The sequence below is a fragment of the Stenotrophomonas sp. LARHCG68 genome (assembly GCF_052871705.1).
Genome location: NZ_JBIXJV010000005.1, coordinates 150,689 through 165,605 on the forward strand (window position 1 = coordinate 150,689; position 14,917 = coordinate 165,605).

Consider the following 14,917-nt stretch of genomic DNA (forward strand, 5'->3'; position numbering starts at 1 on the left):
AGCCGCGCAGCGGGTTCGGCTTGAATGAACTGTTAGGCGCCACTAGCGCTGCCGAAGTGGTTGTAACACCCAATGGCAACGATGGCCACTACCAGTGCGATCAATCCAATAGCCTCAATGTCTGGGGCGGCCTTGAGGATCTTGCGCCGCAAGCTTGGGACCAACAGGCAGGGCGAAATGGCCAGCAAGCCAGCACAAAGGCTGACGAGGCCTCGCCAAAAATTGAATTGCCAAGAATCTAGAAGTTGGCCAAGCATCCGTATAGCGCCTAACGCCTGAGTTAAGCCGAGCCGCGAAGCGAATTCGGCTTGAATGAACTGTTAGGGTCCACGCCCGATGCCTGCTTGGCCACTAGCCAAGTCGGCAAGGTGAGCATGCCAGCGAGGTTCGACGACGTCATAAGCACCAACCAGCTGTTTGAATGCCTGTGGAGAGCCGCGCTGCTCTAGCAGGGCTTGGACTGCCACCCGATGAGCTCCGTTGTCACCGTGGAAAAGGTAGTGAACGAGGCTCCAATAGGCAATGTAGTAGTGGTTGACGTTCTCTCCAATAGGCGGGCCAGTGTCCTCGACCAGCTGCTCCAGCGAAGGCAGGCGCCTCTCCTGAAAAGTTGGCGGAGCATTGGGATTTATACGCACGTCCTTGAGCCACCAGATGGGATACGCGGCCGGGTCTGGTCGGCCGAGATCCAAAGAACCATCCAGAAGGGCGCTGGCTCCGAAATAGCTGGCGATGCCCTCATTGAGCCAGCGACGCGGCCTGTAGCCACCAGCCTCTGCAAGAAGTTGGTGCGTGGCCTCATGTAGCATCCAGTGATGCGGATTCTCGCCAGTTCCTGGGTAGGCGTATGAGTAGGGCCGCTTGTAGTAAGCCTCTGCCCACGGTGAGCTTCGACTGTGCCGCTTGAACTCGACCTGGTCTTTGTACAGTACTAGGTTGAGCTCAGCCGCGGGCGACTTGGGTGGGAACAGACGAACGTATGCGTTATAGAGAGACTCAACTGCTATCGATACTGACTTGGTCTCTGTCTCACTCGCCGACGAATGAAGAATGTAGTGGCTCGTGCGAAGAGATGTGACCGGGATGTAGGTCCGATCAGCCGCAGAACGTTCTTGAGGCTGCGGCGCCTCAGTGCACCCGCTTGTCAGAAAGATCAACGCGATTGCAACCGCCGGAAGCTTTGACATGCGGGCCCTAACTCCGGAATTAAGCCGACCCGCGCAGGGGGTTCGGCTTGAATGAATTGTTAGGCGGCACGCGACGCATCTCTAGTTGTCAATGATCTGGAACATCTGGAGGGCGACGCTGTTGCCGCGGAACAGGCCGAAGAAGGAGTAACCAGGTGCTCCGAGGTGCTTGTCCGATACGCAGGACACGAACCGAAATCGATCGCCTAGGCGGTACGTCGCCTTCATTCTGGTCCAGTCACCTTGAGTTTCCGGAGCTGATACTCCGGTGAGCCGGGCATTTGCCAATACTTCATCTTGGCTAAGCGGGACCGAAACTCGGCACTTGGGAAAGCCAACCTCATCTGCGACATGAGACGGCTCCATCTGTGGCCCCGTAGTGTGCGCACAGCCAGTAATGAGTGAGAGCGTGGTCGCAATGACCAGAGCTTTCGTCAAAAGTCGCATAGAACCTTCCATGCCACCCAACTCCGGAGTCAAGTCGCGCCGCGAAGAGACGTCGGCTTGAATGAATTGTTAGGGCTCACAGCCGCAAGCCCAGCCAAATAACGGCCTCGGTCGAGGCGGACACAATGGGCGTGAGAACCCTGGGCCAGAATGTACCAGCTTGGACGTGCCCCAAAGACTGGTCGTGGTGCTGCTGCTCCTCAGCGACAATGGATGAGATTGCTGATACGGCGAAAGGGTCATGGCCCTGCAGCACAACGAGTTGATACTCAAGGTGGCGAAGCACGACACTCTCAACGGCAGTGGTAGTTGCAGCAATAGCACTGCTACCGAGCAAGCCAGTTATGGCCCCGAGTAGGAAGCCGCCCATGCCACAAAGCCAGTAGCTACGGCAGCGATGACGGCCACGCCGCTGCAGCTCAGCGCCAAAGATGGCCCGGTGCCGTTGCTCATGTGAGCGGAATTCGCGAAGCTCAGCGACCATCTTTGGCGCGGTCAGTCTAGCCATGAGGATCTGACCGGTGTAGATGCCTATGGCGCCATGCTCGCCGGCGTGATTGACCTTGATGATGCGGTCGCCAAGATAATTGGCTACAGGTTGCATGACTATTTCCATGTGAGTCCTAACGCCAGGATTAAGCCGACCCGCGAAGCGGGTTCGGCTTGAATGAATTGTTAGGCGGCGTCCCGGGATGCAGGCGCTGAGCGCTAAGAAAGTAGATGCAGAGCGTTGCACAGCCGAGCGCAAGGAGAAGTGTGCCGAAAAGCAAATGAACGTCCAGGCTCAATCGTAATGTGTCGATAACTTGAAGCGTCGCCTCATGTAGATAGGATGCTGCGGATTGTTGCGATTGATCGGTAATCCAATGAGAGATTTCGTCGCGGTTACGGATGGGTGATCCGAGATGAAGTGAGGCCTCTCCGGCCCACAGGACGAACCATAGCTTCAGTATGCCTGCGGCCAATTGGACGATCCCGATACACAGGATTGTGATCCTCATGAAACTCCCCTAGCCGCCTAACGCCTGAATTAAGCAGACCCGCGAAGCAGCGTTCGGTTTGAATGAATTGTTAGGCGATGCGGGCTGGTGATCTGACCGCCAGCCGGCTCGCCCGCTTGTACAACACAACGTAGGCCGATCTTGCCACAGCCAGCATGAGCGTGGCTTGCCCGGGAAGCCATGAAGCGTGGTGCCGCCGAATCCAGGGAAAATCATTGCGATGCGGAAATGAAACGTAAGACGAAGCGGCGAACATGCCGGCTCTAAGAGCGGTTGTGAGCGGTGTCCGGAGCCGACTGCCAACGGGCCGATGCAGCAACCGAAGACGGAACCACCGAACCACTTTCACCAACGCCGCCTAACACCTGAATTAAGCCGAGCCGCGAAGCGGCTTCGGCTTGAATGAGTTATTAGACGCGCCTGCAGGAAGACTCAACTTCTGCCTCTTTGTACATTGAGTCGACGGGGATGTAGCGCGAAGTGTTGCCGTCAAAATCCAGTATGCGGGATCTATAGACGGATTTCTTCTTGAGCTGGGCCTCCTGGATCTGTTGCCCGAGTTCATTGCTGAACGTGGGGTCCGAGGAGGAAAGGAACTGAACTCGCTCGACTGAAGAAGTAACAATGTCAGCCTCCAAGCGCCAAGATCCATAGGAAATGTCCTTGTTTGTCACAGCGGACTGGCCATGAGGAGTGATTACTGACGTGGTGAGGCTTGAATAGGTGTGATCAGCGTTGTTGGTGGTGCGAGTAATAACCATCAACTCAAAGTTAGGGCCTTGCATAGTGGTGGAGTCGCACTCCCAAGTGCCAACAAGTGACTCCTCGGACAAAGAGGCGCGAGCAGTAGCGCAGCTTGTGAGGAGTGCGGCTGTCAGAAGTATCAGTCTCATTGCAGCTCCGTGGCGAGTCTAACTCTGGAGTTAAGCCGCGCCGCGAAGCGGCGTCGGCTTGAATGAAATGTTAGGTGCCATCGGCCACGCCAGAAGGAATTGAAACTGTGATGCTCTCTTGCAAATGTTCCGTGTGCCAGGTACTTGGGCCGCGTGCATGGCCGATGATACAGACTGCGTCATGAGTGTCCTTGAGCCAAGAGACAGATAGCTCTACCTCAATCGCCTCTCCAGAGATGTCCAAGGCGCGCACGTTGGCAGGTGCACCCACTAGCGCGAGCAAATCGGGAGCGGGAAGCTTCCCCATTGCCTCCAATTCCTTGATCAATGCGGCGTAAGCGTCTGGTGTTTTCATGGACAGATGATATGGCGCCTAACTCTAGAATTAAGCCGCGCCGCGAAGCGACGTCGGCTTGAATGAATTGTTAGCCGATGACCCGGGCAGCGGGGGTGGGTGCGGTGCCACTCCCATGTTATGGCCGCCCGTAATCTGGCCCGAAGTTGCTGCAATGGTGCCTCCGTATGCACCCATGTGTCCGAAGGACTTGGAATTGAATCGGCCGACGATCTCTACGGTCTTTCCGTCAAGCTGCCTAATGTCGTAGGGCTTCCCATCGGACTCTCCTGGCACGAGCGATAGGCAGTTCTTGGAGCCGCCCGCTGCATCGAGAGTCCCGGGAGCCGGGCAGATGAAGCTAGCCTCAAATCTAACGACCGCTGCTCCTCGAACCCGAATCAGCTTGCCGTCAAATGCAGATGGACTGGTCAAAATCGTCGCTATGTCGGAAGTCGCAACCGACTCTGCGGGCCCGGAATGGCCGCAACCCGCGAGGGACATGACCAGCGCTGCGACAACGGCTGCTCTCATCGGCTAACACCAGAATTAAGCCGACGCTGCAAAGCAGCGGTCGGCTTGAATGAATTGTTGGGCGGCATTGATCGTTGAAGCTCCCCTGACCAATGCCGTCCCGCTTGAACAAGCTGATGCGAGCCGATCATGCCACAGCTTGGGGGATCGAGGCTTGCTCGGGAAACCTTGCCGCGCTTTGCAGCCGAAGCCCGATGAAACGATTACAGGGCGGTGATGAAGCGTAAGGCGAAGGAGTGAACCTGCTGACGCCGGTGAGGTTATGGCTGCTGCCCGGAGCCGACTATTGACATGCCGATCTGCTGCCGAAGCAGCAACGGCCGGCCAACTGAAACCACTGCTTAAGGCGAGCCGCGAAGTGGCTTCGCCTTGAACAAATTGTTAGGGCTCATTGCCAGTAGCTCCGCCCGCGTTTTAGAAAGCCAGGCCAGCTCGAACCCTCAAACGTGCCTGTGAGCCCCGTGCTACTGATGATGCCGCGAAATTGAGCGGCAGGACAGCCGCTACGCGAATCTGCAGAGAGCTGAAAGGAAAGTTCAGTGCCTTGCAGATGTGCAACGGCCACCTCAGGGATGCCCGGCGCGCCCTCCGCACATTGGACAACGACGTAGTGACCGTTGCCGCCAACGACCACCGATATCTCTACACCGACTAGATCTTCGGTGCCGAAGTGGAGACTTGAGAAAGTGCCCGTAACGCCGGGCTCCGCACTGTGCCCCGGGCCAGAAATGAGCAAGAAGGCTAACGCTGAGAGCAGCTTTTTCATTGAGCCCTAACTCTGGAATTAAGCCGACCCGCGAAGCGGGTTCGGCTTGAATGAACTGTTAGCGCCCTGACCGCTAGCCGACAAGGGCGGGCTTCTACTGCGGACGTGATGGCTGCGGCGAGAACTCAAGGTCACTGTATCCGGAGAGGCAATACTTCTCCATCCAAACGTGCCGGCAGCTATCGCAGCCAACCCAAGCGGTGATCTCGCCGTTCTCAGGCCAGGAAGGTAGGGCGCGATCCAGACTCGTGCCGCCGCAGACCGGGCAACTCTCCCCTTTTGAGTGCGCATAAAGTTCAGAGGCTTCTGCTGGTGCCATCAACTCCTCCATCAATCTCTGTAAGGCTAGATTAGGGCGCTAACGCTGGAGTTAAGGCGTGCCGCGAAGCGGCATCGCCTTGGACGAGTTGTTAGCCTTGCCGACTAGTGACATTGAAGCCATGGCTTGAGCAGTGGCATGGTTGCTGGTGGAAGTAGTAAGGACAAAAAGGAGCTCATCTTTGTCCTCGGGCCGTGACCAAGAATACGCCGTGGTGCGAGTGTGAACGTCGTTGGGGCCTAACCCAGTTGCTTCCTGTACCGCAGCCACGAGTGGTTCCGGAGCCGTGCCCACTAAGGCCGAGAAACCGGTACGAACTTGATCGGGGTTGGCGCGCTGTGCAAAAACAGCGCAAACCGCATCATCGCGGAGTGCAACCACGTATGCAGTGGACGGTGCTATCACGAACCATGCTTTGCCAGGATTACCGCCAAGAAAGAACTCTGCTTTCTCGGGGGGAGCCTCCGGGGTATCGCTCATTGCCTTCCGAAGGTTGTCCTGCGAATAGAAGTGCTTCATGCATGTACCAGCGAAAAGGTCATTGATGCTATCTGGCGGCGGAGATGCCGCCGCAAGAGCCGGAAGCAATACCGCAGTTGCTAGGAGCTTGCGCATGATTTGTCTCGGAAGGCTAACGCCTGAATTAAGCCGACGCTGCGAAGCAGCGGTCGGCTTGAATTAATTGTTAAGCGCCTACGGAGGGTTCATAGAACTTATTAAAGAACTCTTCCGCTGCGGCGTATCCATCGTCGTAGGCCCTCTGCTTAACTCGGCGTTCTTCCGAGTTAAGCGGGAGCTTTTCGATTTCTGCCTTAATGGCGCGCAGTTCCTCCGCCCTTTTGTCAAAGGAGGCTTTGTGAACCTTTATCCACATTTCCGCTTTAAGCGCTTCTTGTCTCAGACTCACTACATCCTCTCCAGTGGCTAGGGTGGCTTTCAGGCGTGCATGCAAGCGGTGCTGGGCGCCTAACTCCAGAATTAAGCCGACCCGCGACGCGGGTTCGGCTTGAATGAATTGTTAGGTGCTCAGCGACCGTGGAACACCTTGAGCACTATGCCATTACTTGCACAGACCAACGCTCCCGGCGTGCCGCCACGCCAGCCTTCGGGCAGGGTGCCAAACACACGCCATGTGCCGTTAGACAGCTCTGCACGGTACGGCTCTCGCTCCTGCACCGCCGCCGGGCTGAACTTGCCGTGCCAAGCGGCCTTGGCGGCGGCAATAGCATCGAATTCTGTCGAAACCACCGCCACGGCACTTGGCGTGATAGCAGGACAATCTGACGCGGATGCAGCCAGAAGAAAGGTGAGTGCGAGAGGAATAGTCATGAGCACCTAACGCCCTAGATTAAGCCGCGTGGCGCAGCCGCGTCGGCTTGAAGCGCTGGTTGGGCGCGCTCGAACTCCCCACCAGCAGCAAGCTTCAGCACGATGAGACGAGCGCACGCCTGATACAAGACATATGCTGGTGTATCGTCTTCTACGTATATGATCTCTGAAATAGAAACTTCGTGACCGGACTCTTCAACTCCTGCACGAATACCTGACATGACAGCCGCTGCAAGCCGAGTTTCATCAAAAGAGCCATGGTTGCATGCGCCAATTGCGCTCTGCTTCAACAACGCCGGCCCCGAAACTGGAGGGCGACCCAACCTAACTCCGAGCAGTATGTGCTTCGGCCCGGTGATGTAGGTCACATAGTGACAGCCATCTTTGTGAAAGAACTGAGGCATGTGTCTTTTACGCCCAACGCCTGAATTAAGCCGAGCCGCGAAGCGGCTTCGGCTTGAATGATTTGTTAGGCGCCAGTCGCGCCCTCCGGAGTCCAGAGTACCTCAAACACCGGCCACTCACCGGCTGGGAGCGACCCGGATCCGATACGACGAAACTCTGCGTGAGCAACCACGGTGGGAGTGGTTGCTCCAAGCGGTATTAGATCGAAGAGGTCTGTTGCATCATGGTTGCCGTATACATCCAGCATGCGGGACTTGAACGCGTGTGGCCGTCCTTGAAAATAGGCGACGCCGTCGCGAGGTCCGTCATACCAGTTGGTCAGCTCAATCACACTTTCGAACTCTGTCATGGCGCCTAACTCTAAGTAGACCGCCGAACAGCGGTGTAGCGCGAGTATCGCCTGTTCCTGTCGGGTTTCAAACAAGTAAATTCCCACATGGAATCAATCAATTAACCCATTCCGGCGGCGCCTTGACGGCCCCAAGCTCGCGGAAAACTACCGCTTTGGAGCCGTGATATGGATTACGCCCCTGTTTCATCCGGCATAACGCAAGGTCAGCCCCCCAGGTTGTTGGAGCAGGTGCGCCGCCAGATCCGGGTCCTGCACTACAGCCGGCGTACCGAGCAGGCCTATGTCGGGTGGATCAGGCGCTTCATTCTGGCCAACGGCAAGCGGCATCCTCGTGAGATGGGGGCGGATGAGGTCGCCGCCTTCCTGACCGCATTGGCGATGGACGGCAACGTGGCCGCGGCGACACAGAACCAGGCCTTGTCCGCGTTGTTGTTCCTGTATCGGCACGTGCTGGGTGTGACGTTGCCGTGAATGGACAATGTGGTCCGGGCCAAGCGGCCCAGGCGTCTGCCAGTAGTGCTCTCCAAGGAGGAGGTGAGTCAGCTTCTCGGCGCGATGCCGGACGGTACCCCCGCGATGATGGCGCGCTTGCTGTACGGAACCGGTAGGCGGTTGATGGAATGCCTGCGGCTGCGGATCAAGGACGTGGACTTCGCCCGCGCTGAAATCTGCGTGCGTAGCGGCAAGGGCAACAAGGATCGGCGTGTGCCGCTGCCGATATCCTTGAAGGCCGCCTTGTTGCGGCAACGGTGCTGGGCGGTGTCACTGCATGCGTCCGATCTTGCCGGTGGAAGGGGGCAGGTGCATCTGCCGCATGCACTTGCACGCAAGTACCCGAACGCGGATACGGCGCCGGGTTGGCAGTATCTGTTCCCTTCGCGGATGCATTCGCGCGACCCGCGCACGGGGCGTCGTGGCCGGCATCACCTCAGCGAGGAGGTACTGCAGCGGGCGGTGAAGCGTGCGCGGCTGCAGGTGGGCATCCTGAAGCCGGCGACCTGCCACACGCTGCGCCATTCGTTCGCCACGCACCTGCTCGACGCGGGGTGCGATATCCGTACCTTGCAGGAACTGCTGGGGCACAAGGACGTGACGACCACGCAGTTGTACACGCATGTGTTGGGGCGCGGCGCCGGCGGTGTCCGCAGCCCGCTGGACCTGTTGCCCGTGCCGCCATCGCAGGCGGAGGGGATGGCGGCCGACGCTCAGTGGCCCCCGATCGGCCTGAAGCGGGCCACGCCATAGCGGTCGCTTTCAAAGGTGTAGTGCGCCGGGTCCACTACGCTGGCGATGCGCGCGCGTGCATGGGCTTCGTCGCTGCGGCCGCAGGCGATCGTGCCGAAGTCCAGCGGTGCATCCAGCACGATGCGCGCCGGGCCGTGCATGCCATCGCAGTGTCCGTGCAGGTGGATCCACAGCCGGCCGTCGATCTCGCGCAGCTCGAAGGCGCCGTCGGTCAGGCCGAGATGCTCGCCGGTGTAGACCAGCACTTCCGGTTCGTCCTCGCCGGTCAGCGCAATGTGTTTGCCCGCGATGTCATTCCAGCGCGTCACTTCGCCCGGGCCGCTGTGGAAGGCGGGGCAGTCGTGGATGCGCAGGTGCAGGTTGTCCGGTGGCAGGTCGTCTTCGTCCAGCAGTACGTCATCGGGGTCGATGCGTTCGGCCTGGATGTCGAAGTCCCAGATCAGGGCGGGGATGTGCTCGTCGACGAACGCACCCAGCTGCGCCTCCGTCAGCCGGTAGGGCTGGTCGTTCCAGTGGCAGATCGCGCGGGGCATCAGCGGGGGCGGGGCGGTGTCCATCGCACCAGTCTGCCGCCCCCGCGCGGGGCGTCAACCGTCGAGCAGGGCCTTGTCACGCACGGCGCCCTTGTCGGCGCTGGTGGCGAGCAGGGCATAGGCCTTCAGTGCGGTGCTGACCTTGCGTGGGCGGGCCTGCGCCGGCCTCCAGCCCTTGGCCTCCTGCTCGGTGCGGCGACGGGCCAGCTCAGCGTCGTCCACCAGCAGGTTGATGCCGCGCTGCGGGATGTCGATCAGGATGCGGTCGCCGTCGCGGACCAGGCCAATCGTGCCGCCGCCGGCCGCTTCCGGCGAGCAATGGCCGATGCTCAGACCCGAGGTGCCGCCGGAGAAGCGGCCGTCGGTGAGCAGCGCGCAGGCCTTGCCCAGCCCCTTGGATTTCAGGTAGCTGGTCGGGTACAGCATCTCCTGCATGCCCGGGCCGCCCTTCGGCCCTTCGTAGCGGATCACCACCACGTCGCCGGCCTGCACTTCGTTGCCGAGGATGCCCTTGACCGCGGCGTCCTGGCTTTCATAGACGCGGGCGTTGCCTTCGAACACGTGGATGGATTCGTCCACGCCTGCGGTCTTGACCACGCAGCCATCGGCGGCGAGGTTGCCGTACAGCACGGCCAGCCCGCCTTCGCTGGAGAAGGCATGCGCGACGTCGCGGATGCAGCCCTCGGCGCGGTCGGTATCCAGCGACGGCCAGCGGGTGGACTGGCTGAAGGCCACCTGGGTCGGGATGCCGGCCGGGCCGGCCTTGTAGAACTGGTGCACCGCCGCGTCCTGGGTCTGGGTGACGTCCCAGTCGGCGATGGCCGCGCCCAGCGTGCGGCTGTGCACGGTGGGCACGTCGGTATGCATCAGGCCACCGCGTGCCAGTTCGCCGAGGATGGCCATGATGCCGCCGGCGCGATGCACGTCTTCTATGTGGTACTTCTGCGTGTTCGGCGCCACTTTGCACAACTGCGGCACGCGCCGTGACAGGCGGTCGATGTCGCGCTGGTCGAAGGCCACCTCGGCCTCCTGCGCGGCGGCCAGCAGGTGCAGGATGGTGTTGGTGGAACCGCCCATGGCGATGTCCAGCGTCATCGCGTTTTCAAACGCCTCGAACGTCGCGATGCCGCGCGGCAGCACGTTGGCCTCCTCGCCGCCGTACCAGCGGTGGCACAGCTCCACGATCAGGCGGCCGGCGCGCTTGAACAGCGCCTCGCGGTCGCTGTGCGTGGCCACCACGGTGCCGTTGCCCGGCAGCGACAGCCCCAGCGCCTCGGTCAGGCAGTTCATCGAGTTGGCGGTGAACATGCCCGAGCACGAGCCACAGGTAGGGCACGCGCTGCGTTCGATCACGGCCACCTGTTCGTCGCTGATGGCCTCGTTGCCGGCGGCCACCATCGCGTCGATCAGGTCGAGCTTGTGGTCGGCCAGCTTGGTCTTGCCGGCCTCCATCGGGCCGCCGGACACGAACACCACCGGGATGTTCAGGCGCAGGGCGGCCATCAGCATGCCGGGGGTGATCTTGTCGCAGTTGGAAATGCACACCAGCGCATCGGCGCAGTGCGCGTTGGCCATGTACTCCACCGAGTCGGCGATGATCTCGCGGCTGGGCAGCGAGTACAGCATGCCGTCGTGGCCCATCGCGATGCCGTCGTCCACGGCGATGGTGTTGAATTCCTTGGCCACGCCGCCGGCCGCCTCGATCTCGCGCGCCACGAGTTGGCCAAGGTCCTTCAGGTGCACGTGGCCGGGCACGAACTGGGTGAAGGAGTTGACCACCGCGATGATGGGTTTGTGGAAATCGCCGTCGGTCATGCCGGTGGCACGCCACAGGGCGCGGGCGCCGGCCATGTTGCGGCCGGCGGTGGAGGTTTTCGAGCGGTATTCAGGCATGGGGGCGAGCAGGTACGGGCTGGCAGAAGCGTGTATGGGCGATTCTGCATCAAGATCCCGGTTGCTGTTGCAACCATCCGGCGGGGTGGAACGGTTGGACGATACCGAGGCGGCGCAGGCGCGTAGGAGCGGCTTCAGCCGCGAAGCCAGGAGCCCTTCCGTATGCCTGACGCCTGCAATTGCAGTCATGCCTTCGACCGGTACCTTCACCAGCTTCGCGGCCGAGGCCGCTCCTGGCCGGGCGCACCTGAAAACCGGTTCAGTTTTGGGACTGTGCCGATTTACGCCTCCCAGGCCGGATCAGGCATCATTCGGAAACAACTTTCACGGGGAATCGACCATGAAGCGATCCAGGACCACCGCGCTGCTGCTGATGAGCGCCGCGCCGCTGCTGTTCACCGCCTGCCAGAAGGAAGAAACGGTGCAGGTCAAGGAAGGGCTGTACACCTCGGTGGAGGCCTGCAGCGAGGCCACGGGCGATCCGTCCAGCTGCCGCCAGGCATTTGCCACCGCGCAGCAGCAGTCGGCCGATGCGGCGCCCAAGTACGCCAGCAAGGAAGAGTGCGCCAAGGAGTACCCGGCCGAGCAGTGCGTGCAGCAGCACACCAGCGCCGGCACCTCGTTCATCGGCCCGATGATGATGGGCTTCTTCATGTCGCAGATGCTCAACAGCGGCCGTGGCGCCGTGGCGGCACCGCCGGCCGCACAGCCGGCCTTCAAGGACAACGCCAATGGTTGGGCCAAGCCGGCCGGTACCGGTGGCCTGAACACCGGCAGCGGCATCGGTGCCGGCAAGGCCGGCCTGGCCCCGGTCACCAGCGAGCCGAACCGTGCCGTGACCGCCAGCCGTGGCGGCTTTGGTGCACGCAGCGGCGGCCGCAGCAACAGCGTCGGCGGTTGATCAGGTGCGGCGTGTAGCAATCGCCGAGCGCGACAACTGGCGAGCACGTGCCGCCGAGGCAGGTTTCCGCTTCCACACCATCGACGGTGCGCCGTACTGGGACGAAAGCGCGTACTACGCCTTCACCCTGCGGCAGATCGAGAACGACCTGGAAGACCCCAGCGCCGAGCTGCATGCGATGGCGCTGGACCTGGTCGGCGAGGTGGTGGCCAGCGAGGCGCTGATGGCGCAGCTGGCCATTCCCGAGCCGTTCCGCGACTGGATCGCCGAGAGCTGGCGCCGCCGCGACCCGCACCTGTACGGCCGGCTGGACTTCGCCTATGACGGCAAGGGCCCGGCCAAGCTGTACGAGCTGAACTACGACACGCCGACCTCGCTGTACGAGGCGTCGTTCTTCCAGTGGCAATGGCTGGAAGACCAGCGCAACCGTGGCGTCCTGCCGCAGCAGGCCGACCAGTTCAACTCCCTCCACGAGACGCTGGTGGAGCGCTTTGCCGAACTGTCGGCGCGCCTGCCGCCGCCGCTGTACTTCAGCGCGGTGCGTGAGTCCGAGGAAGACCAGGGCACGGTGGCCTACCTGCGCGACTGCGCGGCGCAGGCCGGCCTGCATGGCGCGGCCATCGCCATCGAGGACATCGGCCTGTCGGCCGACGGCCGCTTCACCGACCTGGACGACGTGGTGATCGGCAGCCTGTTCAAGCTGTACCCGCTCGAAGACCTGATGCAGGAGGAGTTCGGCGCGGCATTGCCCCGTTCCGGCGTGCAGCTGCTGGAACCGGCCTGGAAGGCGGTGTTGAGCAACAAGGGCATCCTGCCGCTGTTGTGGGAACGCCATCGCGGCCATCCCAACCTGCTGGAATCGTACTTCGACGATGGCAGTGCCCTGCCGGCTGGCTGGGTGCGCAAGCCGCTGCATTCGCGCGAGGGTGCGAACGTGGCCATGCATATGAGCGACGGCAGTTGGCAGGAGAGCGAGGGCCCGTACGCGGGGCCGAACATCCGCCAGGCGTTCCACGCGCTGCCCATGTTCGAGGGCAACTATCCGCTGGTCGGCAGCTGGGTGGTGGGTGACCGCGCCTGTGGCATCGGCGTGCGCGAGGACAACAGCCGCATCACCCGCGACAGCGCCCGTTTCCTGCCGCACGCCATCATCGATGACGCGCCGCAGGGGAGCACGCGGATCTACGTCTGACGCTGCCCTGGGTAGGAGCAGCCTTGGCCGCGAAGCCGGGGGGCTTCTGCGTGCGGTTGTTCTCGACGGTGGAAGCGTTGTCGGCATAGGCGAAGGAGCGACCCCTCCCCACCCCTCCCCTTGGCTGCGCCAAAGGGAGGGGGCGGTCATGCATGGCCTTTCAGCATGCGAGTTGTGCCGCTCTTGCCCCCTCCCTTTGGCGCAGCCAAGGGGAGGGTTGGGGAGGGGTGCTTTTCCGTGCCGGTGACGACACCCGCTTCGCGACCGAAGCCGCTTCTACCGGCTACAGCAGGCCGTCGCGCTTGACCGCCAGGTAACGCTCGACCAGCGCGGCGGGCAGCTCCTCGGCGGTGACGTCCAGCACCATCACGCGGTGGCTGCGCAGGGCTTCGTGGGCGTCGGCACGTTGTTGCAGGTAGCGGGTGATGGCACCGGCCTGGATGGCATCGGACACGGTCTCCACGTCGCGGGCCAGCGCGTCGTCCAGCTCGCTTTCGCGCAGGCTGGCCACGCAGACCAGGTGGCGCTTCTGCAGCAGGCGCACGGCGGCGAGCAGGTCCTCGATGTCCTCGTCGCGGACGTTGGTCACCAGCATCACCAGAGTGCGCCGCGAATGGCGCAGGCTCAGTTCGGTGGCAGCGGCCAGGTAGTCGGTGGCGACCGGCCGCGCCTGCAGGTCGTAGCTGGCGCGCAGCAGGGTGTCGATCGCCCCCAGGCCGCGTTGCGGTGCTACCCAGCGGCTGTCGCCGCCGGTGGCGAACAGGCCCACGCCGTCGCCCTGGCGCAGCGCCAGGTAGGACACCACCAGCGCGGCGTTGAGCACATGGTCGAAATGCGACAGGCCACCTTCGTGCGCCATCATCCGGCGACCGGTGTCGATCATCATCACCAGCTGCTGGTTCTTCTCGTCCTGGTACTCGCGCGAGATCAGCTTGCGCGCGCGCGAGGTGGCCTTCCAGTCGATCTGGCGCAGGCTGTCGCCGACGCGGTACTCGCGCATCTGGTGGAAGTCGGTGCCTTCACCACGGCGGCGCTTGAGGTGCGCGCCGACCAGACGCGAGGCCATTTCCGCGCTGAGCAGGGCCAGCCGGGTGAGCGGGGCGAAGTTGGGGTAGACGCGCACGGTCTGCGGCGGCCCGGCGATGCGCGATTGACGCCACAGGCGCAGCAGCGAATGCAGGCGCAATTGCACGCCGTCGAACACGAACGTGCCGCGGTTGGACGGGGTGAGGTGGTAGCTGAAACGGGTTTCGCTGGCGCGCGGCAGGGTCAGGCGACGCGGCAGGCCCGGCGTTTCCCAGCCATCCGGGACCAGGTCGTACACGTCCACGCGTTGCCGCCCGAATGCATCGATCTGCAGCCAGGTTTCGCGTTCGACGCCCAGGGCGAGCGAGTCGGGAAGTTCACGCCGCACCTGCGGGGTGGGGCGGCGCCACAGCAGCAACGCATCGAGCAGCGCCAGCACCGCGATCGCCGCGGCCGTCAGCGTCCATGCCTGCAGCGGCAGGTAATGCAGGGCCACCGGCACACCCAGCAGGCCCCACAGCACCAGCAATGTGATCAGCAGCGGTGACGGTCTCACTGAT

At 62.1% G+C, this 14,917-nt stretch carries 10 protein-coding genes and 1 pseudogene; 3 read left to right on the forward strand and 8 right to left on the reverse strand.

Going from position 1 to position 14,917, the window contains the following annotated elements:
• Positions 1 to 320: 320 nt before the first annotated feature.
• The 5 genes from ACIPR8_RS16125 to ACIPR8_RS16145 all read right to left on the reverse strand — a co-directional run bounded on the left by ACIPR8_RS16125 (position 321) and on the right by ACIPR8_RS16145 (position 6,810).
• A complete protein-coding gene (locus tag ACIPR8_RS16125; RefSeq protein WP_446541669.1) occupies positions 321 to 1,187 on the reverse strand; it encodes a DUF1570 domain-containing protein in 867 nt (288 codons plus the stop codon).
• Between the two features lie 523 nt (positions 1,188 to 1,710).
• Positions 1,711 to 2,238, reverse strand: coding sequence for a demethoxyubiquinone hydroxylase family protein (locus ACIPR8_RS16130; RefSeq protein WP_446541670.1), 528 nt, complete (start codon positions 2,236 to 2,238; stop codon positions 1,711 to 1,713).
• Positions 2,239 to 3,598: 1,360 nt separating this feature from the next.
• The gene (locus ACIPR8_RS16135; RefSeq protein WP_446541671.1) at positions 3,599 to 3,883 is read right to left on the reverse strand and encodes a hypothetical protein; all 285 of its coding nucleotides are present in this window, start codon (positions 3,881 to 3,883) and stop codon (positions 3,599 to 3,601) included.
• 1,649 nt (positions 3,884 to 5,532) lie between these two features.
• Positions 5,533 to 6,096 (reverse strand): NMCC_0638 family (lipo)protein, encoded by a 564-nt coding sequence (locus ACIPR8_RS16140; RefSeq protein WP_446541672.1) that lies wholly within the window; start codon positions 6,094 to 6,096, stop codon positions 5,533 to 5,535.
• 411 nt (positions 6,097 to 6,507) lie between these two features.
• Positions 6,508 to 6,810: an NTF2 fold immunity protein gene (locus ACIPR8_RS16145; RefSeq protein WP_446541673.1), complete on the reverse strand. Its 303-nt coding sequence runs from the start codon at positions 6,808 to 6,810 to the stop codon at positions 6,508 to 6,510.
• A gap of 922 nt (positions 6,811 to 7,732) precedes the next feature.
• Here ACIPR8_RS16145 and ACIPR8_RS16150 point away from each other — a divergent pair.
• Positions 7,733 to 8,812 (forward strand): annotated as a pseudogene (locus tag ACIPR8_RS16150) (integron integrase).
• Here the strand turns inward: ACIPR8_RS16150 and ACIPR8_RS16155 are convergent.
• Positions 8,773 to 9,369 carry a hypothetical protein gene (locus ACIPR8_RS16155; protein ID WP_446541674.1) on the reverse strand — a complete coding sequence of 199 codons (597 nt, stop codon included), beginning with the start codon at positions 9,367 to 9,369 and terminating at the stop codon, positions 8,773 to 8,775. The pseudogene ACIPR8_RS16150 and the gene ACIPR8_RS16155 sit on opposite strands and share 40 nt — an antisense overlap.
• Positions 9,370 to 9,399: 30 nt before the next feature.
• Complete coding sequence (gene ilvD, locus ACIPR8_RS16160) at positions 9,400 to 11,238, reverse strand: dihydroxy-acid dehydratase (protein ID WP_446541675.1); 1,839 nt, start codon at positions 11,236 to 11,238, stop codon at positions 9,400 to 9,402.
• Positions 11,239 to 11,578: 340 nt separating this feature from the next.
• Here ilvD and ACIPR8_RS16165 point away from each other — a divergent pair, with 340 nt between their 5' ends.
• Both ACIPR8_RS16165 and ACIPR8_RS16170 read left to right on the forward strand, forming a co-directional pair.
• Positions 11,579 to 12,139: a DUF1190 domain-containing protein gene (locus ACIPR8_RS16165; protein WP_192288260.1), complete on the forward strand. Its 561-nt coding sequence runs from the start codon at positions 11,579 to 11,581 to the stop codon at positions 12,137 to 12,139.
• Positions 12,140 to 12,143: 4 nt separating this feature from the next.
• Positions 12,144 to 13,331 carry a glutathionylspermidine synthase family protein gene (locus ACIPR8_RS16170; RefSeq protein WP_132862404.1) on the forward strand — a complete coding sequence of 396 codons (1,188 nt, stop codon included), beginning with the start codon at positions 12,144 to 12,146 and terminating at the stop codon, positions 13,329 to 13,331.
• A 283-nt stretch (positions 13,332 to 13,614) separates the two neighbouring features.
• On the opposite strand, the gene ACIPR8_RS16175 is transcribed toward ACIPR8_RS16170, so the two are convergent.
• A complete protein-coding gene (locus ACIPR8_RS16175) occupies positions 13,615 to 14,913 on the reverse strand; it encodes a DUF58 domain-containing protein (protein WP_446541676.1) in 1,299 nt (432 codons plus the stop codon).
• Positions 14,914 to 14,917: the final 4 nt, after the last annotated feature.

What these genes read in the sequence shown, in the direction of transcription:
- ACIPR8_RS16125 (WP_446541669.1), bottom strand. Translation starts at nt 1,187, where the DNA reads ATGTCAAAGCTTCCGGCGGTTGCAATCGCGTTGATCTTTCTGACAAGC.
- ACIPR8_RS16130 (WP_446541670.1), bottom strand. Translation starts at nt 2,238, where the DNA reads ATGCAACCTGTAGCCAATTATCTTGGCGACCGCATCATCAAGGTCAAT.
- ACIPR8_RS16135 (WP_446541671.1), bottom strand. Translation starts at nt 3,883, where the DNA reads ATGAAAACACCAGACGCTTACGCCGCATTGATCAAGGAATTGGAGGCA.
- ACIPR8_RS16140 (WP_446541672.1), bottom strand. Translation starts at nt 6,096, where the DNA reads ATGCGCAAGCTCCTAGCAACTGCGGTATTGCTTCCGGCTCTTGCGGCG.
- ACIPR8_RS16145 (WP_446541673.1), bottom strand. Translation starts at nt 6,810, where the DNA reads ATGACTATTCCTCTCGCACTCACCTTTCTTCTGGCTGCATCCGCGTCA.
- ACIPR8_RS16155 (WP_446541674.1), bottom strand. Translation starts at nt 9,369, where the DNA reads ATGGACACCGCCCCGCCCCCGCTGATGCCCCGCGCGATCTGCCACTGG.
- ilvD (WP_446541675.1), bottom strand. Translation starts at nt 11,238, where the DNA reads ATGCCTGAATACCGCTCGAAAACCTCCACCGCCGGCCGCAACATGGCC.
- ACIPR8_RS16165 (WP_192288260.1), top strand. Translation starts at nt 11,579, where the DNA reads ATGAAGCGATCCAGGACCACCGCGCTGCTGCTGATGAGCGCCGCGCCG.